General features: G+C 65.9%; 14 protein-coding genes. 5 read left to right on the plus strand and 9 right to left on the minus strand.

Features of this window, described 5'->3' with window-relative positions; translation table 11 throughout:
* Together HZB53_04800 and HZB53_04805 are read left to right on the plus strand one after the other, a co-directional pair.
* Positions 1 to 1,653, plus strand: coding sequence for an ATP-binding cassette domain-containing protein (locus tag HZB53_04800; protein ID MBI5876950.1), 1,653 nt, complete (start codon positions 1 to 3; stop codon positions 1,651 to 1,653).
* 4 nt (positions 1,654 to 1,657) lie between these two features.
* Positions 1,658 to 2,428: an energy-coupling factor transporter transmembrane protein EcfT gene (locus tag HZB53_04805; GenBank protein ID MBI5876951.1), complete on the plus strand. Its 771-nt coding sequence runs from the start codon at positions 1,658 to 1,660 to the stop codon at positions 2,426 to 2,428.
* 283 nt (positions 2,429 to 2,711) lie between these two features.
* Here the strand turns inward: HZB53_04805 and HZB53_04810 are convergent, their stop codons facing one another.
* The 7 genes from HZB53_04810 to HZB53_04840 all read right to left on the minus strand — a co-directional run bounded on the left by HZB53_04810 (position 2,712) and on the right by HZB53_04840 (position 11,251).
* Entirely contained in the window at positions 2,712 to 4,289 is a 1,578-nt protein-coding gene (locus HZB53_04810) for an NADH-quinone oxidoreductase subunit C (protein ID MBI5876952.1), read from the minus strand.
* Positions 4,286 to 5,740 (minus strand): hydrogenase 4 subunit F, encoded by a 1,455-nt coding sequence (locus tag HZB53_04815; protein MBI5876953.1) that lies wholly within the window; start codon positions 5,738 to 5,740, stop codon positions 4,286 to 4,288. Before HZB53_04815 ends, HZB53_04810 begins: the two co-directional genes overlap by 4 nt.
* Positions 5,741 to 5,756: 16 nt before the next feature.
* Positions 5,757 to 6,416 carry a hypothetical protein gene (locus HZB53_04820; GenBank protein ID MBI5876954.1) on the minus strand — a complete coding sequence of 220 codons (660 nt, stop codon included), beginning with the start codon at positions 6,414 to 6,416 and terminating at the stop codon, positions 5,757 to 5,759.
* Positions 6,417 to 6,420: 4 nt separating this feature from the next.
* On the minus strand, positions 6,421 to 7,362 hold the full coding sequence (locus tag HZB53_04825; GenBank protein ID MBI5876955.1) for an NADH-quinone oxidoreductase subunit H: 942 nt from the start codon (positions 7,360 to 7,362) through the stop codon (positions 6,421 to 6,423).
* Positions 7,363 to 7,364: 2 nt separating this feature from the next.
* Positions 7,365 to 9,398 (minus strand): hydrogenase 4 subunit B, encoded by a 2,034-nt coding sequence (gene hyfB, locus HZB53_04830; GenBank protein MBI5876956.1) that lies wholly within the window; start codon positions 9,396 to 9,398, stop codon positions 7,365 to 7,367.
* 67 nt (positions 9,399 to 9,465) lie between these two features.
* Positions 9,466 to 9,981, minus strand: a complete 516-nt coding sequence (locus tag HZB53_04835) for an NADH-quinone oxidoreductase subunit B family protein (GenBank protein ID MBI5876957.1) — start codon at positions 9,979 to 9,981, stop codon at positions 9,466 to 9,468.
* A gap of 871 nt (positions 9,982 to 10,852) precedes the next feature.
* Entirely contained in the window at positions 10,853 to 11,251 is a 399-nt protein-coding gene (locus HZB53_04840; protein ID MBI5876958.1) for a DoxX-like family protein, read from the minus strand.
* A 124-nt stretch (positions 11,252 to 11,375) separates the two neighbouring features.
* On the opposite strand from HZB53_04840, the gene HZB53_04845 reads away from it, so the two are divergent.
* The 3 genes from HZB53_04845 to HZB53_04855 all read left to right on the plus strand — a co-directional run bounded on the left by HZB53_04845 (position 11,376) and on the right by HZB53_04855 (position 19,675).
* Positions 11,376 to 12,782 carry an FAD-dependent oxidoreductase gene (locus HZB53_04845; GenBank protein ID MBI5876959.1) on the plus strand — a complete coding sequence of 469 codons (1,407 nt, stop codon included), beginning with the start codon at positions 11,376 to 11,378 and terminating at the stop codon, positions 12,780 to 12,782.
* A 504-nt stretch (positions 12,783 to 13,286) separates the two neighbouring features.
* A complete protein-coding gene (locus HZB53_04850; GenBank protein MBI5876960.1) occupies positions 13,287 to 13,955 on the plus strand; it encodes an SOS response-associated peptidase in 669 nt (222 codons plus the stop codon).
* Positions 13,956 to 13,996: 41 nt separating this feature from the next.
* Positions 13,997 to 19,675 (plus strand): Ig-like domain-containing protein, encoded by a 5,679-nt coding sequence (locus HZB53_04855; protein MBI5876961.1) that lies wholly within the window; start codon positions 13,997 to 13,999, stop codon positions 19,673 to 19,675.
* A gap of 268 nt (positions 19,676 to 19,943) precedes the next feature.
* Here the strand turns inward: HZB53_04855 and HZB53_04860 are convergent, their stop codons facing one another.
* Both HZB53_04860 and HZB53_04865 read right to left on the minus strand, forming a co-directional pair.
* Positions 19,944 to 20,510, minus strand: coding sequence for a VTT domain-containing protein (locus HZB53_04860; GenBank protein MBI5876962.1), 567 nt, complete (start codon positions 20,508 to 20,510; stop codon positions 19,944 to 19,946).
* 153 nt (positions 20,511 to 20,663) lie between these two features.
* Positions 20,664 to 24,173 (minus strand): tetratricopeptide repeat protein, encoded by a 3,510-nt coding sequence (locus HZB53_04865; protein MBI5876963.1) that lies wholly within the window; start codon positions 24,171 to 24,173, stop codon positions 20,664 to 20,666.
* Between the last annotated feature and the right edge of the window lie 80 nt (positions 24,174 to 24,253).

A 24,253-nucleotide genomic window follows, 5' to 3' on the forward strand; every position in this document is an offset into this window, starting at 1 on the left:
ATGCCCGCAGTCGCCGCGCAGTTGACATTTGCCTACCCGCGCTTGCCCTGTGATCCGGGCGAGCGCGTCGTCTTGCGCGACGTCCATCTATCCATCGAGCCGGGCGCGTGGGTCGCCATCCTCGGCGCAACCGGCAGCGGGAAGACCACCCTGTGCTGGGCGTTGGCCGGGCTGGCCCCGGCGATGACAGGCGGCCGGCTCGACGGTCAGCTGCACGTAGCCGATGGTCAATCCATCGGCTTCGTGTTTCAAGACGCCGACGCCCAACTATTCAACATGACGGCCGCCGACGAGATCGCGTTCGGTCTGGAGACGGCGGCCATGCCACGCGCGGCGATGCAGGCGCGCGTGGAGGAGTGGCTGGCGTGGGCGCGGCTCGACGGTCTCGGCGAGCGCGCACCGTGGCAGCTATCCGGCGGACAGAAGAAGCGGCTCGCGCTGGCCTCGGTGCTGGCGCTGGCGCCCAGCATCGTGGTGCTCGACGACCCGACGGCCGGCCTCGACCCAGCCGGCGCGCAGGAGGTCGTCGAGTCGCTCAACACGCTGCGGCGCGCGGAGCAGCACAGCGTCATCATCGCCACCGCCGACGCCGAACTGGCGGCGCGCTATGCCGACCGCCTGCTCGTCATGGACGCCGGACGCATCGTCGTGGAGGGCACGCCGTCGGAGGTGTTCCGAGAGCGCGACACCCTCGACGCGCTCGGCATCGGCCTGCCGCAGATTGCCGAACTGGCGCACGCTCTGCGCGCACGCGGCTGCGACGCATCATTCCTCACGTGCGACGAAGCCGCGCAGGCCCTGCACGGCGCGCGTCCGCACAACGCCCCGGCTCCCCGCCCGGCACCGGCACAAACCGCACCGCTCATCACATTTGACGACGTGCAGTTCCGTTACCCCGACGCCGGCGACGCCCTCCGCGGCATCAGCTTTTCGATCGGGCGCGGCGAGTTCGTCGCGCTGCTTGGCGCGAACGGCTCCGGCAAGTCGACCCTCGCGAAGCACGTCAACGGCCTGCTGCGCCCCACAGCCGGGCGCGTCCTCCTCGATGGCGCGGATATCGCGCACACGCCGACCGGTCAACTGGCGCGGCGCGTCGGCTACGTCTTCCAGAATCCCGACCACCAGATCTTCGCGGCCACCGTGCGCGAGGAGATCGCCTTCGGCCTGCATAATATCGGCATGAGCGCGACGCAGGCGCACGAGCGCACGCAAGCCGCGCTTGAGACGTTCGATCTGCGCGCACTGGCGGAGACGCCGCCCGCAGTACTGAATTACGGCGCGCGCCGCCTCGTGACGCTGGCGGCCACCTGGGCGATGCAGCCGGAGATCTGGGTGCTCGACGAGCCGACGACCGGCCTCGACGCGAAACACGCCGACCTGGTGATGCAGCATGCGCGTACCGCCTGGCAGGCTGGCGCGACCATCATTCTGATCAGTCACGACATGGCGCGTGTCGCGGCATACGCCGGGCGGGTGATCGTCCTGAGCGAGGGCCGCATCGTTGCTGATGGCCCGACGCGCGATGTGCTGGCCGATGCGGCAACGCTGGCGCCGGCGCGACTGCTGCCGCCACCGGTGCTGGCACTGGCGCAGCGTCTGGGATGGACGGCAGCGCCGCTAACCGTCGCGGAGTTTGCGGAGATGCTGGGCTGATACGATGCAACAATCCCCCGCGCCCCATTCGGGCTGGCTCTACACGCTCGACCCGCGCAGCAAGCTGGCGTTCTGCGCCATCGCACTCGTATTCGTACTATCAACGACTGCCCCCGCGCTGGCTGCGACGCTCATCGTCAGCGTAATGCTGCTGCTGTCGTCGCGCGTGCCGGCCCGCCAGGTACGCCTCGTCGGCGCCAGCCTGGTGCCGCTGATCATCCTCGTGCTCATTTCGTGGCCGCTCTTCTACTCGCGCGGCGACGATGTCTGGTTCAGTTGGTGGATCCTGCGCATCACGCGCGACGGGGTGCTGGGCGGCATCACAAACGCCCTGCGTATCCTCGCGCTGGTGTATGTGCTGGCGCTGCTGGCCGCCACCACCGACCAGGCGCACATGATCCGTGCGCTGGTCAAGCTCGGCCTGCCGTACGAGTGGGGATTGACGATCAGCATGTCGCTGCGCTATATCCCGACGCTGTATGGGCTGTACCAGACCGTCAGCGAGGCGCAGACAGCGCGAGCGTGGAACCCGCCGGCCGGCAATCCGATCGCGCGGGCGCGCGGCTACCTGCCGGTGCTCGTGACCGTGTTGATCGGCGCGATCCGCCTGAGCGACCAGACGGCGATGGCGCTGACGGCGCGCGGCTTCGCGCCGGGCAAGCCGCGCACCTGGTACCGCGAGATCACGCTCGGCCCACGCGACTGGGCGGTGCTGGCGTTCGCCGGGCTAATGCTGGCCGCGCTGATCGCGTGGCAGGTCGGACTAGGCCGGTAGAGCGGATTCACGAGTAATCCGATACAGCTAGCGGTTGGCAAGGCGAGGCCAAGATTTCTCAGCTGCTGCGCAGCTTCGAAATGACAACACCGCACGTCCTGTCATTTCGAAGGCACGCAGTGCCTGAGAAATCTTGCTGGCCGCACAGGTCGCGTATCGGTTCATTCCAGCAAACGCTTTAGCCGATGCGTGCCACTGGGTTCGCACGCCGACAAAGAACAGACCCGAAGGATTGTGCAGTTCCTTCGGGTCTTGGTTTTACGGAAGCGTAAACGCAACACCCTCACAAATCGTTCCCCGAATACGATTGGTTGAACGACTTGTTGCACAATGGGAAGTCGGGCACGATGTTCTTCAACAGGGCGAACGAGAGCGCCGGCCAGTTTGCGAACGACGGGTCCTTGATCTTGACACGGTGCAGGCGGCCATTGCCATCAGCCATGACCCAATGCACGATAGCGCCGCGCCAGCCTTCGACCAGACCAAATGCCGGTTCGTATGCGGGCAAGTCGCCCAACGGCGCGTTTAGTGGGCCGTCGGGCAACCGGGCGAGCGCCTGCCTGATCAGAGCCACCGATTCGCGCGCTTCGATCACACGCGCCATCGTCCGCGCACGCACGTCGCCGTCTTGGAAGACCGGCACCTCAAACGCCAGCGCACCGTACGCGGCAAACGGATGGTCACGCCGTACGTCCGCGTCGATGCCCGACGCGCGCGCGACATAGCCGAGCACGCCATGATCTACGGCGGTCCGGTTCGTCAGGCGCCCCGTGCCGTCCAGGCGGTTGGTGACCAGCGTATTGTTCAGGCTGATCTCGACGATCTCGTTGAAATCGGCGAGCACGGCGTCCAGTTGCGACGCCAGGTCGAGACCGGCTGGAAGATCGCACGCCACACCGCCCGGCACGACGCCGCCGCGCAGCAAGCGGTTGCCGGTCAACTGCTTGTTCAGGCGCAGCAGCTTCTCCCGGATGCGGAAACAATGCGAGTGAGCGGCGGCATAGCCCGTGTCGTTGCAGATCATGCCGAAGTCGGCGATATGGTTGTACAACCGCTCCATTTCCAGCAGAACCACGCGCAGGTACTGCGCGCGCGGGGGCACATCCGTGCCGGATAACGACTCCAGCGCCTGGCAGTACGCCAGCGCATGGCCGACGGTCGCGTCACCGGAGATGCGCTCGGCCAACTCGACGCCATCGGCCGGCGACCGCCCCTCAAACAGCTTCTCCGTTCCCTTGTGCGTGAAATAGAGCCGGATTTTCAGGTCAATCACCGTCTCCCCGACCACGCTGAAGCGGAAGTGACCGGGCTCGATGATGCCCGCGTGCACGGGGCCGACCGGAATCTCAAAGACCCCCTCACCGCCAACCGGCAAAAACGGAAACGGCGTGCCGTCGTCCGTAAAGGTAGCCGGTACAACGGCGTCTTTGCGGAGCGGGAAGTAATCTTCGGGCCAGAAGCCATGCCGCGCCAGCGGGCGCGGGTCGGGGTGCCCGGCAAACTCGATGCCAAACATGTCGCGGATTTCGCGCTCAAACCGCGATGCCAGGTAGTAGAACGTCGCCAGCGACAGGCCCTGCGGGTCGCCGGCGGGCAGGCTGACCGTGGCGTGGGCAAACCAGTTGGCGCGGCGCTGAGCGTACAGGTAGTGCACGTCGAACCCGCCGCGGTCTGCGCGGCGGTCATCAGCGGTCATCAGGATCAACTCGGCGCCGGCGTCGCGCATCATTTCGGCCACGCGGCGCGTGTCGTCACGCGCGATCTGGAAATACACCGCGCGCCCATGCCGGATGTGGAGGCCGCTGGCGCGGCCGTCTAACTGTTCGGCAAGCGCGGCCGGCAACTGGTCGAAGTCGGTCATCGGGACACAATCTCCACAATCTGATTCAGCCAGGCGGCCACCGGCGCGGGCAGCACCAGTCCAAATATAACGAGCACGGCCACGTTCACCGCCAGCCATGCAAATCGCCAATCCCTCTGCTCACCCATTGGAACGCCGGCGGGTGGTTCCCCATACAGCATCTGGTTAAGATGGCGGATGAGCGACACAAAGGCGACCGCCAGCAGAACGAGCACCACGGCCATCAGCCAACCGTGGCCCGCCACGACGCCGGCCCGCACCAACGCAAACTCCGACATGAACAGCCCGAACGGCGGCAGGCCGACGAGCGCGAGCACGCCGGCGGCGAATAGCACCCCCGTGCGCGGCATCGCGCGGAGCAAGCCTGAAACGCCGGCGAGATCGGTGCTCTCAAAGCGGTGCAGCACCTCGCCCGCGGCAATGAACACCATGGATTTGGCGGCGGTATGCCCGATCAGGTGCAGTAATGCGGCGAAGATGCCGAGCGGCCCCAGGCCAAGCCCGATGCACATCAGCCCCACATGCTCGATGCTCGAATAGGCCAGCATGCGCTTGTAGTTGTGCTGGACCACGAGGCTGAACGCGCCGATGCCCAGCGACAGGACGCCGAGCGCAATCAGCAGTTGGTTGGAATAGGCCGGGCCGAGCGCCGCATCCACGACGACCTTCCAGCGCATTATCGTATAGAGTGCAACGGTGAGCAACACACCCGACATCAGCGCCGACAGCGGCGAGGGCGCCTCGGAGTGCGCGTCGGGCAGCCAGGTGTGCATGGGCGCCAGACCAGCCTTGGTGCCGTAGCCAATGAGAATAAAGACGAACGCCAGCCGCAGCACGTCCGGCTGAAGATGCGGGGCGGCCGCCACCAGCACCGGCCAGTTCAGCGCGTTCTCTGGATGGCCGGAAAGCGTGACGAAGTCAAAATAGGCGAAGACCGTGCCGACGAACGCCAGCGCAATGCCGACCGAGCAGATGAGAATGTATTTCCAGGACGCCTCGACCGATGATTTGGTCAGCGTGAGCGGGATGATCATCGCCGAGAAGATCGTGGTGGCTTCGACCGCAATCCACATGATGCCGACGTTGTTGGCCGAGACCGTGAGCAGCATGGCGAAAATAAACAGGTTGATGAACACATGGTAACGGCGCAGGGCGCCCGGCTCGAAATGGTTCGCGCCGGCGAGCCCGGGGCTGAACCAGAGCGCGAGCAGTCCGGCAAATGCCACGCAGACCATGAACAGCGCGCTCAGGCTGTCGACACGCAGCAGATCGCCGGGGCCAAAGACAGGCGTGCCGCCGCCAAACGTTTGACCGGCGAACGCCAGCGCCGCTCCCAGTGGCGCGAGCGACAGCAGGGCGCTCGCCCGGCCGACGAAGTTGCGGTACGGGCGCACGGCGAACGCCAGCAACGCGGCCGTCAGCGACGGAAGCAACAGGAGAAGGAAGATCATGATACCGGGCCGCCCTTTAGTGCTTCAGTTGGTTGAGTTGATCGACGTCGATGGTCTCGAACGTGCCGTGAATGTGATAGACAAACACCTGCATGACCAGGAAGCCCAACAGCACGTCGAGGAACACGCCGAGTTCGATGATCAGCGGAATGCCGTAAGTCCCCAGCACGGCCAGCAGGGCGATGCCGTTTTCCAGCACCAGGAAACCGACGATCTGGGTCAGCGCCTTCTTGCGCGTGATGAGCACGAACAACCCGACCAGAATCAGTCCCATCGCCAGCGGGATGCCCCCGCGCGTCGGCAGCGTGCTCGCCAGCACCATCGGGCGGGTCATGGCGTACGCCATGACGACGAGCAGTCCCCCGACGACGAGCGACGTGGCGGTATTGACGTAGGGCGTGTCCTCCTGGGCCGCGCCGATGTCGCGGTGCAGGCGGTTGAGATAGCGGGGAATGATCATGACTTTCAGCGCCCAGAACACCGCCGCGACCACGTACAATGCCGGGTCGCCCCCGTAGTAGCCGACCAGCACGAACATGCCGGCCAGCACCAGGGACTGCCATTGAAATGCCCCGACGTAGGCATGCAGGCTGTGCCGCCAGAGCACAACCAGCCCGAAGATGAGCGTCAGGGTGGAGCCGAGAGCCGCCAGTTGGGAAAATGTGTCTTCGCCCATGCGCCTACCTCAACAGGAATGCGGACGTGACGGCCAGCAGGGCCAGCACGAACGACACGCCGAGCAGCTCAGGCACGCGGAACAAGCGCAATTTGGCGATATGCGTTTCGAGCAGCGCGACGGCGAGACCCAGCACGACCAGCTTGACGATCAGCGCGCCGAGGCTCAGGGCCAATGCGGCCGGCTCAAGCGTCGTCGCGATGCCCCACGGCACGAACAGGTTGGACAGCAGCGTGAAGAAGATGAACAGGCGCAGCCAGGACGCCCACTCGATCAGCGCCAGATAGCGCCCGGAGTATTCGAGGATCATCGCCTCGTGGATCATGGTCAGTTCGAGATGCGTGGCCGGGTTATCGACCGGCAGCCGCCCCGTCTCAGCCAGCGCCACGATGAAGAAGGCGGCAAATGCCAGTAGATGGCCCGGGCTGAGAACGGTGCCGGGATTGGCCAGCGTCTGTGTGACCATGCGCCCCAGGTTCGTCGAACCGGCGCCCAGCGCCAGCCCGCCGATGGCGAGCGCGATCGTCGGCTCGGCGATCGCCGCCACCGTCATCTCGCGGCTGGAACCCATGCCGCCGAACGTCGTGCCGGTATCCAGTCCGGCCAGTGCGAGAACGAACGTGCCGAGCATCAGCAGGTAGACAACGACCACCAGATCGCCCACGCCGTCGAACGGCGATGGCGCGGAGAGCAGCGGAATCAGCAGCGTAACGGTCGCCGCGCTGGCGAAGACCACGTAAGGCGCTGCACGAAAGAGCCACGACGCGTTGTTTGACATGACCACTTCTTTGCCAAACAGCTTGCGCAGTTCGTAGTAGGGCTGCCACGGCGGCGCGCCGCGCCGGTTCTGCAGGCGTGCTTTGACCCAACGCACAAAGCCGACCAGCAGGGGCGAGAGCGCCAGCGCCAGCAGCGATTGGGCGATTTCGAGAAGATAGTCGGCCATTTTTAGGACCACCTGGCGAGCCACAGTAAGACGATCAGGACGATGGTAATGTATGCGAGGTACAGGTGCAGGGAGCCGGACTGCAAGCGCCGCACCTGCGCCGCGAGCCACGCCACGGCCGCCAGCAGAGGCGCATACAGCGCCTTCTCGAACCAGGGCGTGACGCCGCTTCGATAGGCGATAGACTGCACGAAGTATTTCGACTCGCTGTGGAAATCGATACTCAGTTCCTGGGTCGGCCGATACAACTCGGCGAACACGCGGCGCAGCGGCTCCGCAAATGCGGTGGCGGTGTACTCCATGCGCGGCGTCTGGCCGATGCGCCCGCAGCCCCACGAGTCGCTAACGCGCAGCGCGCGATTGGCGCGCGCCAGCCGCAGGCCAAGCGGCGCCAGCGCCAGGATGACCAGCAGCGCCAGCCCCACGAGCGCCGGCGACATCTGACCGAACGCATTGGGGGACTGCACGAACAGCGTCGGCGCCGGAACCGCGCCGGAGCCGCCGATACCCGGCAGACCGGCGAGCACTCGTTCCAGCACGGGCAAGACGGCGAATGGCGTTATCCCCAGCACGACGCATAGCACGGCCGGGATCGCCATGCCGGCGCGCATCGACAGCGGCGACTCATGCGCGTGTTCGGCTTCCGGCGAGCGGGGGATGGCGAGGAACGAAATGCCGAACGCCTTCACAAAACCCGCGGCGGCCAGTCCGCTGGTGAGCGCTAGGATGCCAACTGCAATAGGCATCAGCACGGCCAGTTCGGGCATCGGCAATTTGAAGGCGCTGAGCATCGACTGGAAGATGAGCCATTCCGAGGCGAACCCGTTGAGCGGCGGCAGGGCGGCAATCGATGCGGCGCCAATGAGAAAGAACGCGGCCGTCCACGGCATGCGCTTAATCAACCCGCCGAGCGCCTCCATGTTGCGGGTGTGGGTGGCGTGTAGTACGGAGCCCGCACCAAGGAAGAGCAGCGTCTTGAACGCCGTGTGATTGAGCGTGTGATACAGCGCGCCCGTCAGGGCCAGGCCGGCCAGCACAGGCAGGTTGCTGCGCTGAAATATCATGCCGGTGCCGACCGCCATCAGGATGATGCCGATGTTCTCGACCGAACTGTAAGCCAGCAGGCGCTTCAGGTCTTGCTCCATCAGCGCGTACAGGATGCCGAGCATGGTGGACACCGCGCCTACCGCGAGCACCACGGCGCCCCACCAGAGCGGACCGCCGCCCATCAGGTCCAGCACCACGCGCAACAGGCCGAACACGCCCAGCTTGATCATCACGCCGGACATAAGCGCCGACACGTGGCTCGGCGCGGCGGGGTGCGCGCGCGGCAGCCAGACATGCAGCGGCGCCGCGCCCGCCTTCGAGCCGAAGCCGAGCAGCGCCAGCACAAAGACGGCGTTGCGCAGCGCGGGGTCGAGCGTGGCTGCGTTCATACGCAGATCGGCAAAGGTGCCGGTCGCCTGGCCGTTCATCAGGATCAGAAAAGCGCCAAACAGCGCCGCCCACCCCGCGTGCGTCATCGCCGTGTACCACAGGCCCGCTTGCACGGTTCCGTCTTCGCCCGCTTCCGTGATGACGAGGAAGTAAGACGCAAGCGACATGCCTTCCCACATCAACAGGAACGTCAGCACGTTGTCCGCCATGGTGACGAGGCTCATGCTCAACAGGAACAGATTGAGCATGACGCCCAGCAGGCGCAGCGAGGCGCGGCCGTCTTCGTAGGCCGCCGAATAGCCCACGCCGTAGATCGATGCCGGAATGGCGCCGACGCCAATCACGACGAGGAAAAACGCGCCGAGCGGGTCGAGCCGCAGCAACAGGCCGCCTCCGAGGGGCGCCAGATCGGGGAGTGATAAACTGAACGGCTCGCCAGCGAAGACGACGCCTGCGCCGAGCACGCATCCGGCGGCGGCGCCCGTCACCGCACAGAGCGCCGTCAGTCCACGTCCCACGCCGCCGCGCGGCATAACCAGCGCGCTGAGCGCGCCCAGAGTGTACGCCAGGACGAGGATTACAAAGCAGACCAGCATCATATTGACTTCCCTTCGGCCCGTCGTCCAGCGGATTCCGGCGACGGCTTAGCGCAGGCGCGAGCCGCGCTCACGCCGGCAGCCTGTCGAGCGCGGCGAGGATGCCGCGCAGGATATCGGCCGGCTCCGGCGCGCAGCCCGGCACGAACACGTCGACCGGAATCACGCTGTCGACGCTGCCGACCACGGCGTAGCTGCCTTTGAACACGCCGCACGTTTGCGCGCAATCGCCCACGGCGACGACGAGCTTCGGGGCGGGCGTGGCTTCGTAGGTCTTGCGCAGCGGCACTTCCATATTGCGCGTCACCGGCCCCGTCACCAGCAGCATGTCGGCATGACGCGGCGAGGCCACAAAGTGAATGCCGAAGCGCTCGAGGTCGTAGACGGGCGACGTCAGGCCGCTGATCTCAATTTCGCAGCCGTTGCACGAGCCGGCGTCCACTTCGCGAATGGCGAGGGCGCGCCCCAGCAAGCGCTGGGTGCGCTCATCGATTTGCCTGACGATTTGTAGAATGCCGGCCTCGTCGCGGCTGAGCGGCTCGGTCGCGATGCCCGTTTTGATAATCTTCTGAAGGAGCGCGGGCATACAGCCTCCCTGAATCAAGAGTAGCGTGTGCTATCTAGCAAAAAACCCGTTGAGACAGTATGTCTCCAACGGGTCTTTCAGCACGCCGGCGAGGTTAGCTGACGGGTTCGGGTCCCAAAAGTGACCCTACCGGAACAATCCGGATTCACCCCTGCTACGTTCCTGGTTCCCCCGCATCTGAACTGCTTAGGCGATCTTCCCCAGTATAACTTAAGCGGGAGGTATTGTACCCGAATGAGACCGTATGTCAACTTGCCCGGCCGAACATCCAGCAATTCCCATTTTGGCTTTGGACGGGTACTTTCCAATGCCGGCTTGCTATGAACTGGCCCCCTGGTGCTTATCACGCAAGCTGGCTCGACAAGAAAGCGGCGTTGCCCTCCCCCCGACCCCCTCCCAACAAAGTTGGGAGGGGGCGAGATTCTAAGGGGAGGTGCGCGGCGGCTGCGCCGCCGCGCACCTCCCCGTTAGCTTTCCGCCGCGCACCTCCCCGTTAGCTTTTCCCCTGCTCCCCCTCGCGCGCGGGGGAGCAGGGGCTAGGGGATGAGGGGGCATACTGGTGGCCGACTCCAAAATGAGAATTGCTGCCGAACATCCAGGGCTTTTCCAAAGTCCAGTGATGATGTGCCCCCATCCCAGCCCTCCCCCGTTCGCACGCAGCGCGAACAGGGGAAGGAGCCAATCCCCTCGCCTGCGACGCCGACTTTGCGTCGCGGGAGAGGGTTAGGGAGAGGGAAACATAGACTTTGGAGAGGCCCTGCCGAACTCTGATACGGCGCGCCGGACAGCACGCCGGCCAACACCCCGCCAGTATCACGGTGACCGCCTCAGGCTACGACGTGGCACAAGAGCAATAGGTCCTCAGCGAGTCTCAGTTGCGCGCTGGTCGCCCGGAAACCAGCGCAAGCGCCAGCGCGGCCGCGACGAGCGCGATGTTCTTGCCAATTGGCGCAAAGGGGTGCGCCCAGAGGTCGGGAACGCGGCCAACCAGCAGAATGGTATAGCCGGTGATGATTGCAGCCTGCGCCAGCGCGAGCGGCCGCATCGCGACGCCCGCCAGTGTCAGTACGCCGACGAGCGCATCGAGCGCCGACGCCGCATGCAGCACCGGCTCGGCGAGCGGACCGGTAATGCCCACATCTGCCAGCAGGCCCAGCGTGACGGCGCGCGGCGCGAAAAACTCGGAGACGAGCGCCGACCAGAGCCAGACGAGCCCGAGGCCGATCCGCAGGACGAGGTTGATGCGCGAGAGGGTCTGTAATGGATTCACGGCAAGCGGGCTGATTATACCAAGAATCATACATGTTGCGCTTGCGCCGCCTGCCTACATCATGTATCATAATCACTTGGGGAGGGGATGAGGAATATCCCCTAAAGCACCAGAGGTGTCACATATGAGCAGTCAGATCGGCACGGCGGAGCGCCCCTTGCGCGTCGCCATTATCGGCGCAGGCCCGTCCGGCTATTACGCAGCCGGCGCATTGATCGAACAAAAGAACATCCACGTCTCGGTCGACATTTTCGACCGGCTGCCTACCCCCTTCGGCCTCGTTCGTTACGGCGTCGCCCCCGACCATCCGAAAATCAAGTCCGTCATCCGCGTTTATGAGAAGATCTCGCTCGATCCGCGCGTGCGCTTCTACGGCAACGTGGACTTCGGCAAGGACCTGACGCACGACGACGCGCGCCGCTACTACGACCAGATCATCTACGCGTACGGCTCGGCCTCCGACCGCAAGCTCGGCATCCCGGGCGAAGACCTGCGCGGCGCGTACTCGGCGACGGAGTTCGTCGGCTGGTATAACTGCCACCCGGACTTCGTGAACATGCAGTTCGACGTGGCCGCCGCCAGGACGGCCGTCGTCGTCGGCATCGGCAACGTCGCCATGGACGTCGTGCGCGTGCTGGCCAAGAGCGTCGATGAGCTCAAGACGACCGATATCGGCGACCATTCGCTCGACCTGCTCAAGCAGAACAAGCTGGAGCATGTTTACCTGCTGGGCCGCCGCGGCCCGGTGCAGGCCGCCTTCACCAACCCCGAACTGCGCGAGCTGGGCGAGCTGCACATCAGCGACACGCTCATTAACCCGGCCGACCTCGACCTCGACCCGGCCAGCAAGGCGGCCGCCGAGGGTGACAAGGAAATTCTACACAACCTGGAGACGCTGCACGAGCTGCTCAAGCGCGGCACGACCGGCAAGCAGCGCCAGGTGCACGTCCGCTTCCTGACCTCGCCCGTCGAGTTGATCGGCAGCAACGGCCACGTTTCCGCGCTCAAGATGGAGCGCAACATGCTGGTGCCGGGCTCCGGCGGCGCGCTGTCGGCCAAGGGTACCGGCCAGTTTGAGACGATCCCGGTGGACATCATCTTCCGCGCGGTCGGCTACAAGGGCCTGCCGGTGCCCGGCGTCCCGTACGACTCGAAGAGCGGCACCGTGCCGAACGAGGGCGGCCGCGTGGTCGATGCGCAGTCGCGCGCCGTCGTACCGGGCGAGTACGTCGTCGGCTGGGCCAAGCGCGGCCCAAGCGGCGTCATCGGCACCAACAAGCCCGACGCCGTCGAGACTGTTCAATTGGCGCTGCAGGACGCTGCCAGCCTGACGCCCGTCTGCGACGAGCACGCGAAGCCCGCGACGTTCGATGCGTTCATCCGCGGCCGCCAGCCGAACATCGTTTCGTACGACGACTGGAAGGTGCTCGACGCAGCCGAAACCGCGCTGGGCAAGCCGCAGGGCCGCCCGCGCGTCAAGTACACCAACGTGCCGGACATGCTGAACGTGATCGCCACGAACAAGAAGTAGCGCTGTTCTGGGTGACCCTGAGCGGGGCCCGCACGCGCGGACCCCGCTTTGTATTTTGCCGGAACTTTCGCGGCCCGTACGGCGTCTATTGCTGTGGCGTGTCCGCGCGTGGGCGCGCACGGTCGTGACTGGGGCTATCGATGCTATAGATATGCAGCTTTTCTCATTTCGGAGTCTGGCCACCAGGTTGCCCCCTCTCATCCCCTGGCCCCTTCTCCCCCACGCACGGGGGAGAAGGGGAAAAGTGAATGCGGAGGTGCGCGGCGGCTGCGCCGCCGCGCACCTCCGCATCGAATCGCTCCCCCTCCCAACTTCGTTGGGAGGGGGTCGGGGGGAGGGCAGTACAGCGTACTTGTCGAATCGGCTTGCGTGACAAGCACCTGAGCACCAGCGCATGACAAGTCGACATTGGAAAGTGCCGGCCAAAGCCAAATTGAGAACTGCTGGTGGATATGTCGGTATCGTGCCGTCCGGGACTATAATTCAGAGGGGGAAATTGGCGATATGTGCGGACGATTCACGCTCTATACCAACCTGGAACAGCTTGCCATGCTGTTTGACGCCGATGCACCCGACATCGCGCTGCCACCCAGCTATAACATCGCCCCGACGCAGCCGGCCATGACGGTGGTGCACCGCGACGACCGCAACAAGCTGGCCGCCATGCGCTGGGGCTTGATTCCGGTCTGGGCCAAGGATATCAGCATCGGCTCGCGCATGATCAACGCGCGCGCCGAAACGCTCGGCGAGAAGGCATCGTTCAAGCGGCTGTTCAAGTCGCGCCGCTGCCTGGTCGTCGCCGACGGGTTCTTTGAATGGCGCAAGACGTCCGAAGGCAAGATTCCAATGCATATCCGGCTGAAGTCGCACGAGCCGTTCGGCTTCGCCGGGCTGTACGACACCTGGACCTCGCCGGACGGACTGGCGATCACGTCGTGTACGATCATCACCACGGCCGCCAACGAGTTCATGCTGCCGATTCACGACCGGATGCCAGCCATCATCGCGGCGCGCCGGCGCGCTGAATGGCTCGACCCGCAGAACGACAAGATCGAGCAACTGGCCGCGCTGCTCGCGCCCTACCCGGCGCGCGAGATGGAAGCCTATCCCGTGTCGCGCTTGGTCAATTCACCGGCCCATAACAGCCCGGAAATCATCACACCGGCCACGTAGCCGCACAGCCCGGAACAACCGCCGGGCGGAGGAAGCATCCTATGACGAGCATTTATCGCCGTATCGCAACCCTGATCATCGCGCTGACCCTGCTGGCCGGCTGCGACCAGAACACGCCGGCCCCGCAGCCGACGCCGACATCCGCGCCCGTCGTGCCGCAGAGCGCGACGCCGGCTCCGCCGACGCCGACCAGCGCGCCGGTGCGCCAGCCCGGCCGGCTCTTCCCCGCCGGCCTGACGAACGAGGCGCTCGCGGTCGTCTCCACGTCGCCCGCCGACAAGTCGGAAGACAACGCTGTGACGAAGGACCGCGCGCGCATCGTGGTGCAATTCAATCACCCGGTCGTGCCGCTCGTTTCGGTCGCCGGCCAGAAAGACCTGCCGCAGCCGCTGACGTTCCAGCCCGCCATCCAGGGTGCAGGCGAATGGCTCAACACGGCGACCTATGTCTACACGCCGGGCCAGGACCTGACGGCGGCCACGACGTATACCGTCGCCGTCAAGTCGATGACCGATGCGCTCGGGCAGTCACTCGCAAGCTATGCGTTCGCGTTCAAGACGACCGCACCGGCGATCGCGCGGCGCTCTCCCGACGACAACAGCGTGTTCGCCGGACCGTCGCAGGGCATCACGGTCACGTTCAATACGCCGATGGATACCGCTTCCGTCGAGTCGCGCTTCCGGTTGCTGCCCCCGCAGGGCGGCGGCGCCACAGGCCGCGGCGTCGGCGGGCGCTTCGAGTGGAACGGGCCGGTCATGCGCTTCGTCGCCGATCCGCCGCTTGATTACGACACGAGTTACTCCGCGATCCTTGCGGCTGGCGCGCAGGATATCAACAAGGTCGCGGCCACCAAGGCCGACGTGCGCTGGCAGTTCCGCACGATCAAGAAGCCTGAAGTATCCGGCACCGCGCCGAAAGACGGCTCGGTCGGCAACCGCGAGATCCGCTCCGGCTTTACGCTGACGTTCACCTCGCCGATGGACAAAGAGGCGTTGAAGCTGACCGTCGCGCCGACCATCACGAACCAGTACCTCGACTGGCAGTTCAACGCTAACGACACCATCCTGCACATCCGCGGCAACTGGCAGGCGTCGCAGGCGTACACTGTCACGGTCAACGGCGATTCGCGTGGCCGCTACGGCGACAAGCTCGGCAAGGAGTTCATGGCCCGCTTTGTCGCGCCGCCGCTCGATCCGTCGCTGACGCTCAACGTCACCGGCATCATGGGCATGTACGACGCGCTCGGCGCGCAGTTGATCTACGCGTCGTACGTCAATCTCGAAAAAATTGAGTATTCGCTGTACCGGGTGGACCGCGAAGACTTCCTGCGCATGGCCGGGCGCAATGCGTATCAGAATTTCAACAATTTCCGCCCCGCGCCGGCCAACCGCATGCGCGATTGGTCGCAGGCCGTCAGCACGCCGCTGAACAGCTACCGCGTCATCTCGACGACGCTCACGACCGGCGCGCCGCTCGATGCCGGCGTCTACTACGTCGAAGCGCGCTCGCCGAGCGTGCGCGAGGCGGACCGCCACCTGCTCGTCGTCAGCGGACTCAACCTGGCGCTCAAACGCGGCGAGACGGAGGCGCTCGTCTGGGCCACGAGCCTGCAAACCGGCAAGCCGGTTGCCAACCAGCCGGTCGCGCTTTATGGGCCGGACAACAAGGTGATCGCACAGGGCAAGACCGACGCCAATGGCGTCTTCCGCGGCAGCTTCCCGCGCGTCGAGCCGTTCGAGCCGATCTTTGCGCTCAGCGAGAGCGACGGCCGCGTGGTCGCAGCCACCGGCAGCGACTGGAACGACGGCATCGGCGGCTTCGACTACCAGTTGCCGATGCAGTACGGCTCGCAGGAGTTCTACGCCAACCTGTACACCGATCGGCCCGTCTATCGCCCCGGCCAGACCGTCTACTACAAGGGCATCCTGCGCCGCGACAACGATGCTACCTACAGTATCCCGTCCGATGTGATAAGCATTCCGATCAAAGTGCGCGACAGCGAAGGCAAAGCGGTGCTGTCGCAGAACGTCACGCTCGACCGCTTCGGCGCGTTCGACGGGCAGGTCGTTCTGAGCGAGGCGGCGCGCACCGGCTACTACAATATCAACTTTGAGCTCGGCGCGGCCAACCGCAAGTACTTCGGCAGCGTCGGCTTCACGGTCGCCGAGTACCGCAAGCCGGAGTTCCAGGTCGATGTCAAGACCAACAAGGCCGAGTACGCCAACGGCGAGACGATCAACCTCGACGCCGCGACGACGTACTTCTTCGGCGGCCCCGTGGCGGACGCCAAGGTACAGTGGCGCCTGTTGAGCGACGACTACTTCTTCCGCCCCACGAACGTCAAGGGCTATTGGGATTTCGTGGACACCGATCTGCTGCTGGACCGCAAGCGCACCGGCGGCGTCATCCGCGAGGGCAAAGGTACGACCGACAAGGCCGGCAACTTCCACGCCGACGTGACGGCCGACCTGCGCGACTACCCACTCAGCCAGAACTTCACGCTGGAAGTCGAAGTGGCCGACATCAACAACCAGTCGGTCGCCAGCCGCGTGACGGTGCCGGTGCACAAAGGCCAGATCTACATCGGCCTCAAGCCGCAGAAGTATCTCGGCACCGCCGGCCAGGAACAGGCCGTGGACGTCCTGACCGTGAACAGCCAGGGCCTGCCCGTAGCCAGCCAGAACGTTAGCGTGAGCGTCTACCGGCGCACTTGGTACAGTGCGCGCGAAAAGCGCGAGGACGGCCAGTTCTACTGGACCAGCCACTACAGCGACACACTGCTGACCAAGCAGAACGTGCTGACGAGCGCGCAGGGCGCCGGCGCGGCGAAGTTCACACCGGCAGCCGGCGGCATCTATCGCATCGTGGCCGATGCGACCGATGGCGCAGGCAACGCCGTGCGCAGCGCGACGACGATGTGGGTGTTCGGCAGCCAGTTCGTCAACTGGCGCGTCGACAACAACGACCGCATTGAACTCGTCTCTGACAAAAAGCAGTACGACGTCGGCGAGACCGCCGAGATCCTGATCCCCGCGCCGTTCGCGGGCGGCGAGGCGCTGATCACCATCGAGCGCGGCGGCATCCTCGAAGTGCGCCGCCTGACCATGGCCGGCAACAGCGAGAAGCTCAGCGTGCCGATCCGGGCCGAGTACACGCCCAACGTGTACGTCTCGGTCATGCTGGTCAAGGGCCGCACCGGCATCGCCGAGCCGGCGCAGTTCAAGATGGGCTACGCCAGCCTGGATGTGGCGACGACGCAGAAAGAGCTGACGGTGAAGATCACGGCCGACAAGCCGCAGTACGCGCCAGGCGACAAGGCGACGTTGAACATTGACGCGACCGACGGCGCCGGCAAACCGGTTGAGGCAGAGTTCTCGCTGGCGATGGTGGACAAGGCGGTGCAGTCGCTCATGGACGAGCAGAGCACGCCGCTGGTCGATGCGTTTTACGGTCGGCGCGGCCTGGCGATCCAGACGGCGACGACCCTCGTGCGCTCGGTCGAGCGCCTGAACCAGACCGTCCAGCGCGACGCCAAGGGCGGCGGTGGCGGTGGCGGGCCGGCCGCGGCGGTGGTATCCCCCGTGCGCCGCGACTTCCGCGACACCGCGTACTGGAATGCGAACGTGACGACGAACGCGCAGGGCCGCGCGCAGGTCACGACGCCTCTGCCGGACAACCTGACGACGTGGAACGTCCGCGTCAAGGGCGTCACGGCCGGCACGCTCGTCGGCGACACCTCGGTCGATATTCTGAGCACGAAGGACCTGCTGCTGCGGCCGGTCACGCCGCGGTTCGTGGTCACGGGCGACAAGGCGCGCATCGAGGCGGTCGTCAACAATAACACTGCCAACGATATCACCGCCGACGTGAGTCTCGACGCGCAGGGGCTTGTGATCGCCGGCAGCGCGAAGCAGGCCGTCACGATCAAGGCGAAAGACAAGGCCAAAGTGTCATGGGACACCGTCGTCGGCACGGCGCAGAACGTCGTCGCGAAGTTCAGCGTGACGGGCGGCGGATTGAGCGATGCGGCCGAGTACACGCTGCCCGTCAACCGCGAGATCTCGCCGGAGACCGTCGCGACCGCCGGGCAGGTGGACACCAAGCTCGCAGAGCAGATCAAGCTGCCGGCGGGCGCCGACCGCGCGGCGGGCGAGTTGCAGATCGAGACCAGCCCGTCGCTGGCTGCGGCCAGCCGCAGCGGGTTGAAGTATCTTGAAACGTACAGCACGGCCTGCACGGAGTTCACTATCAGCCGCTTCTTCCCGAACGCGGCCACCGTCCTGTCGCTGAAGAAGATGGGGCTCGAGCGGCCGGAACTGCAGAAGCAACTGGAGGCGGCCGTCAGCCGCGACGTGCAGCGGCTGTATACGCTGCAGAACCTCGACGGCGGATGGGGTTGGTGCCAGTCCGACGAGAGCCAGCCGATGCTGACCGCCTACGCACTCATGGCGCTCTCGACGGCACAGCGCGCCGGCTTCGCGGTCGACGCGACAGCGCTGAACCGCGCGGAGCAATTCCTGACCAAGTATCTGGACAAGCCGGTCGATGCCAAACTCGGCTATGCGTACAACGAGCGCGCGTTTGTCGTGTTCGCGCTGACCGAGATCGGCCGCAACATGACCAGCCGCGCCGTCAACCTGTACGAGCAGCGCGCCAGCCTGGGCGCGTACGGCAAGGCGTACCTGCTGATGACGCTGCACGCACTGAAACAGCCGCAGGCGCAGACGCTGGTGGCGGAACTGTCGGCGGCGGCGCTGCCGAGCGCCACCGGCACGCACTGGGAAGAGGCGAAGGCCGACTACCGCACCATGAACACGAACACGCGCAGCACCGCGCTCGTGGTCATGGCGCTGTCGCGCGCCGACCCGAAGAACGCGCTGCTGGCCGGCGCGGTGCGCTGGCTGATGGTCGCCCGCAAGCAGGGCCATTGGGAGACCACGCAGGAGACGGCCTGGTCCGTCCTCGCGCTGACCGAGTACATGCAGGCCAGCGGCGAACTGTCCGGCAACTACACCTACCAGGTGTTGCTGAACGGGAAGTTGCTGGGCGGCGACAACAAGGTGGACAAGAGCACCATCGACCAGCCGGTGTCGTTCACGGTGCCGGTCAAGGACCTGCTGCTCGACACCGCGAACGAGCTGTTGATCACGCGCGGCGCGGGCGACGGCAAGCTGTACTACAGCGCAAACTTGCAGTACTACCTGTCGGCCGAGAACATCCCGGCGCTGAACCGGGGCGTGATCGTCGGCCGCCAGTACTACGCCGTTGACCAGGCCACGCTCAAGCCGACCAGCACCGCGATCGCCTCCGCGAAGGTGGGCGACTACGTGCAGGTACGGCTGGTCATCGTGGCGCCGACCGACCTGCACTACCTCGTCGTCGAGGACGCCATGCCGGCTGGGTTCGAGGCCGTGGACAACACGCTCAAGACGACGAGCGTGGCGGTGCAGGGCGGGCAACTCGACACCAAGCCCGACCCGGCGTTGGCGTCGACGCCGTACGCGCGCCCGTACTGGACGTACTGGGTGCAGACCGACGTGCGCGACGACCGCGTAAAGATGTACGCCACCTATCTCGGCCGCGGCGTGTACGAGTACACGTACATGCTGCGCGCCAGCCTGGCCGGCGACTTCCACACGTTGCCGGCGCGCGCCTGGCAGACCTACGCGCCGGACGTCATGGGCCGCAGCGCCAGCACGTCATTCCAGGTGCTGCCGTAAGCTTATTGCGGTTTGCGAAATGATCCGATATGGCGCTGCACGGCGCATGTAGGGACAGGCCTTTGGCCTGTCCGCCGGGCAGGTCAAAGACCTGCCCCTACCCAGCGAACCGCATGGCGTGCCCGATGTTTCTGCAAAATGCTCTAAGGGCACCGGCGTTCACACGATGGTACGGGCGTTCAATTGAACGCCCGTTACAAAATGCGAAACGCGCCGTTCCCTTCACCGGGAGCGGCGCGTTACTTGTTGTCTCAACGCAGCGGGTAGTTTACGGTGTCCCCAGCAGCACCCCGCCCGAGTACGCCAGAATCACGAACCGTATCGACTTGCCGATCCAGGTTGCCAGCACGAACTGCCAGAGCGGCATGCCGGTTGCACCCGAGATCAGGCCGCCGATGTCGAACAGTGGGTTTGGCACAGCGGCCATGACGCAGATCGCCAGCGGGCCGTAGCGTGTGATCCAGCTATGAAACTGCCGGTAGATCGGCTTGTCCTCAATGATCGCTTTGCCGCCGACGCCCGCGAGATACCCGGTCGTCTCGCCGAGCGCCGCGCCCGCACCGGCCGTGATGCCGATCAGCACCGGGTTGAGCACCTTGCCCAGCGCAAAGACGGCGACGAAACCCGGTGCAGTCGCAAAGAGCGTCGCACTGCTCAGCAGGCTGATGATGAAGATGCCGGGGTAGCCCAGCGCGCCGAGTTGCTGAATCTGATCGTTAAACGCAAAGACGCCGACGGCAATCGCGATGCTGCCGATTATGGCGACGGCCGCCATCAGGTATTCACTCAGCTTGTGCCGCCGCCTTTCGGCTGGCGGGGTCTCTACCTCTGACATGGACGCACCTTTCACTGCGAACCGACCTGCGGATACGTGCATAGATGCGATGCGGCTCGCCGCGTCCATTATGCCGCAGTCGGCGCACCCCGCCAATATGGCCGGTTCACAAGAAACAGCAGACCCACCGGTCAGGGTGGGTCAGTGGTCTTTTCAGGCTGGCTGCGGCACCAGTGCGGCGGCCCGCTGCCGGTCGACCTCCGCGCCGAGCGATACGAACACCGCCTCGGCGCCGCGTGCGGACTCAGCCTGCGCTGCCGCGTCGCCCGACGCGCGGCATAGTGACGCAATCTCCAGATCGGTGCGAGCCATCTCCAGCCGGTCTTTGAGCGTCACGAAAATGCCGCGCGCCCGCTGCAGCAACTCGCGCGCCTCGTCCAAGCGTCCCTGCGCGCGGCGCACGCTGCCAAGCGCGCGCGCTGCCCGTCCCTCGTATGGCGCCAGCTTTGCATCCGACGCAATCGTCAGCGCCTGCGCGGCCGCCGCTTCGGCTTCGGGCAGGTTCGCCCCGGCCAGTTGCGCCAGCGCCATCAGCCAGTGCGCCTGCGCCTGGTCCGGCTTGTTGCCCGTCTCGCGCGCGCGCGCCAGGCTGCCCTGCAGCGTCTCGATCGCCGCGGCCGGCCGGCCTTCGAGCAGATCGACCTCGGCGGTGTTGTTCAGCGCCGCACACAACTGGTGGACGTTGCCGCTGCTCTCGGCCACACTCCGCGCCTGCGCCAGGTACCCGCGCGCCACCGCGCTCTCGCCTTTGAGCGTGTGCAGTTCGCCCAGGTTGTGGTAGATCGTGAAGGTGGTCGACGCCTGCCCCACGCGCAGCGCCAGCGTCAGTCCGCGCCCGTAGTCCTCCACGGCGCGGTTCCAGTCGCCCTGCGCCACGGAGATGTTCGCCAGGTTGACGTAGCAGCGCGCGGTGCCTTCCGTGTCGCTGATGCGCTCGCGCATGCGCAGGCCCTCGACGGCGTACGAGCGCGCTCGGTCCCAATCACCGCGCGCGGCGAAGAGCGGCACCAGGCCGTTGTACGCCGCGCCGAGCTCCGCGTAGTAATCCGTGCCGGAGCCGATCTCCAGGCTGCGCATGCGCCACTGGTACGCCTTGTCCATTTCGCCGCGCTGGTAATAGACCCAGCCCATCTCATGGTAGATGCGCATGCGCTCGACCGAGCGCAGGCTGTCCGGGTCGCGATCCAGTTCATCCAGCGCGGTCTCCTGCCAGCGCAGGGACTCGTCGTAGTTGCTCTTGCGCATGAACACGCGGCCGATCCGGCTGGCGATGCTGGCGATCTGGCGCGCGGTGGACCCGCCCGCGCCGCGCGCAATCTCTATGGCGTTGCGGAAGCTCTGCAGCGCATCGTCATAACGGCCGACGACCAGCTGCACTTCACCCATGCCGGTGTATGCGGCCACGCGCTGGGCCGGCGTCACCGGCGTCGCCGGCAGCAATTCGACGACCGCGTGATAGCGCCGCATCGCCTCGTCGTTCGCGTAGCGGCCCGCGGCGCGCTCGGCCGACCGGATCAGATACGGCAGCGCGCGGGCGTTGTCGCCCGCCTCCGTGTACTGGTACGCCAGCGGCTCTGCGTACTCGTCGATGCGGTCAGCATAGAGCGCCTCAATCGCCGTGGCGGTCTGGAAGTGCATGCGCTGCCGCCGGCGCTGCAACAGGCTGGCATAGACCGTTTCCTGAATCAGCACGTGACGGAAGATGTACTCGGCGCTGCCCGATTGCGCCGTCAGCGCGATCAAGTCGTGATCGCGCAGCAGGCGCAGCTCGGACTCGAAGCCCGGATCGGACGCCTCCAGCACGCGCTGCAGCAGCGCGCGCGGGAACGTCCGTCCGATCACGGCGGCGTGCTGCATCAGGTAGCGCGTCTCTTCCGGCAGGCTGTCCACGCGCGCCATGAGCAAGCCCTGCAGGGTGCGCGGCACTTCCAGCGCCGACAGGCTGAGTCCCGGCGACGTCTCCCAGCGGCCTTCGTTCTCGCGCAGCGCGCCGCCATCAATCAGCGCACGCAAGATCTCCTCGATGTACAGCGGGTTGCCCTCGGCCCGGTGCGTCGCCAGTTCCTTGAGCGAATCGGAGGGCGCCGCGACGCGCAGCAAGTGACCCAGCAGCGTGTCGGTGTCGCCCGGGGTCAGTCGCTGCAGATCCAGGCGCAGGTATGCGCCCGGCGGTAGGCTCTGCCCCGCCTTGTCCAACTTGGACAGCGAGGCGTTCGCCGCGTCGAGACGCGACGTGCAGTAGAACAGCAGCGGCGCATCGGCGGTCGTGCGGATGAGATAGAGCAGCAGGTCCGCCGACAGATCGTCAATCCAGTGCAGGTCCTCGAAGATCAGCACGAGCGGCTGGCGGCGCGCCTCCGCGACCAGCAGGTCGCGCACGGCCAGAAACGTCTGCTGGCGCAACTGCGCCGGCTCGAGATAACGGATCACAGTGGCCGTCTCGCCGATAGAGAGCAGGTGCAGGATGAACGGCGTCACTTCCGACGGCGGGGCAACCCCATCCAACGCGGTCGCGACGTAGTCGGTGATGCGCTGGGCCGCATCGCGATCTTCGGCGCCGACATCGAACAGCCCGCGCAGCAGGGCGACGAACAGCGCGTACGCCGACTGCCCGTAGGCCAGCGAGGCGCTTTCCAGCATGCGCGCCGCCGACGGTTCGATCGTGCGCCGGAATTCCGCGGTAAGCCGCGACTTGCCGATGCCCGCCTCGCCCGCCACCACCACAAAGCCCCGGTCGCGCCGCGCATTCCGTTCACCCGCAAACGCCTGCAGGCGCGCGTACTCCGCATCGCGCCCCACCATCGGCGCCTGGAAGCCCGGAATGCCGCGCGTCTGGCCCGGCAGGCGCTTCACACCGGCGACCTGGAAGATCTCCACTGGCTCGACGCGGTTGCGAACGCGAATCGAACCCAGCTCGGTGAAGTCGAACAGCGCCTTGACCGGCTCGTACACGGCCCGGCTCACGACGATGCTGCCCGGCTCGGCAATGGTTTGCAGGCGCGAGGCGACGTTGACGGCGTCGCCCAGCGGCGTGTAGTTGAACCCCATGCTGGTGTCCATCGCCGACACGACGACAGGGCCGGCATTCAGGCCCATGCGCAGCCGGAGCGTGACGTTCAACCGGGGATCCAACTCCTCGTTGATCTGCCGCAGCGCGCGCTGCATATCGAGCGCCGCGCGCACGGCGCGCGGCGGGTCATCCTCATGGGCCACCGGCGCACCGAAGATTGCCATCAAGCCGTCGCCGAGGAACTTGTCGAACCAGCCCTCGTGTCGCTTGATCGCGGCCAGGAACGCCTGCTGCACCTGGCCGATGATGTTGTAGACCTGCTCGGGGTCAAGCCGCTCGGACAGCGTCGTGAAGCCGACGACGTCCGTGAAGAGGATCGTGACGGTGCGGCGCTCGCCCTCCGTCGCCTTGCCGATGTGGGCAACCACCGTATCGGACGCCGCGCCGGCTGCAGGTGATCGTGCGCCGGACAGGCTCGCCGCGCCGAGTTGCACAAAGGCCGCGCCGCAATTGCCGCAGAACTTGAAGCCGTCCGGGCCTTCAAACCCGCACTGGGCGCAAAGCTTCACCAGCGGCGTCGCGCACTGATCGCATACGCGGGCGTCCAGCCGGTTGGGATGGCCGCAGCGCGGGCAGGCAGCCGTTAGCAGCATGCGGTACGCTCGTGGCTGCGTGTCAGGTGACGGGGCGGACTGGTGTCCATAAGGCGAGTATACGCGACATTGACGCCAGT

The sequence above is a fragment of the Chloroflexota bacterium genome (genome assembly GCA_016235055.1).
Lineage (GTDB): Bacteria > Chloroflexota > Anaerolineae > JACRMK01 > JACRMK01 > JACRMK01.

Bases quoted from the DNA above. Each gene is read 5' to 3' on its own strand.
- HZB53_04800 (MBI5876950.1), top strand. From the start codon at position 1: ATGCCCGCAGTCGCCGCGCAGTTGACATTTGCCTACCCGCGCTTGCCC.
- HZB53_04805 (MBI5876951.1), top strand. From the start codon at position 1,658: ATGCAACAATCCCCCGCGCCCCATTCGGGCTGGCTCTACACGCTCGAC.
- HZB53_04810 (MBI5876952.1), bottom strand. From the start codon at position 4,289: ATGACCGACTTCGACCAGTTGCCGGCCGCGCTTGCCGAACAGTTAGAC.
- HZB53_04815 (MBI5876953.1), bottom strand. From the start codon at position 5,740: ATGATCTTCCTTCTCCTGTTGCTTCCGTCGCTGACGGCCGCGTTGCTG.
- HZB53_04820 (MBI5876954.1), bottom strand. From the start codon at position 6,416: ATGGGCGAAGACACATTTTCCCAACTGGCGGCTCTCGGCTCCACCCTG.
- HZB53_04825 (MBI5876955.1), bottom strand. From the start codon at position 7,362: ATGGCCGACTATCTTCTCGAAATCGCCCAATCGCTGCTGGCGCTGGCG.
- hyfB (MBI5876956.1), bottom strand. From the start codon at position 9,398: ATGATGCTGGTCTGCTTTGTAATCCTCGTCCTGGCGTACACTCTGGGC.
- HZB53_04835 (MBI5876957.1), bottom strand. From the start codon at position 9,981: ATGCCCGCGCTCCTTCAGAAGATTATCAAAACGGGCATCGCGACCGAG.
- HZB53_04845 (MBI5876959.1), top strand. From the start codon at position 11,376: ATGAGCAGTCAGATCGGCACGGCGGAGCGCCCCTTGCGCGTCGCCATT.
- HZB53_04850 (MBI5876960.1), top strand. From the start codon at position 13,287: ATGTGCGGACGATTCACGCTCTATACCAACCTGGAACAGCTTGCCATG.
- HZB53_04855 (MBI5876961.1), top strand. From the start codon at position 13,997: ATGACGAGCATTTATCGCCGTATCGCAACCCTGATCATCGCGCTGACC.
- HZB53_04860 (MBI5876962.1), bottom strand. From the start codon at position 20,510: ATGTCAGAGGTAGAGACCCCGCCAGCCGAAAGGCGGCGGCACAAGCTG.
- HZB53_04865 (MBI5876963.1), bottom strand. From the start codon at position 24,173: ATGCTGCTAACGGCTGCCTGCCCGCGCTGCGGCCATCCCAACCGGCTG.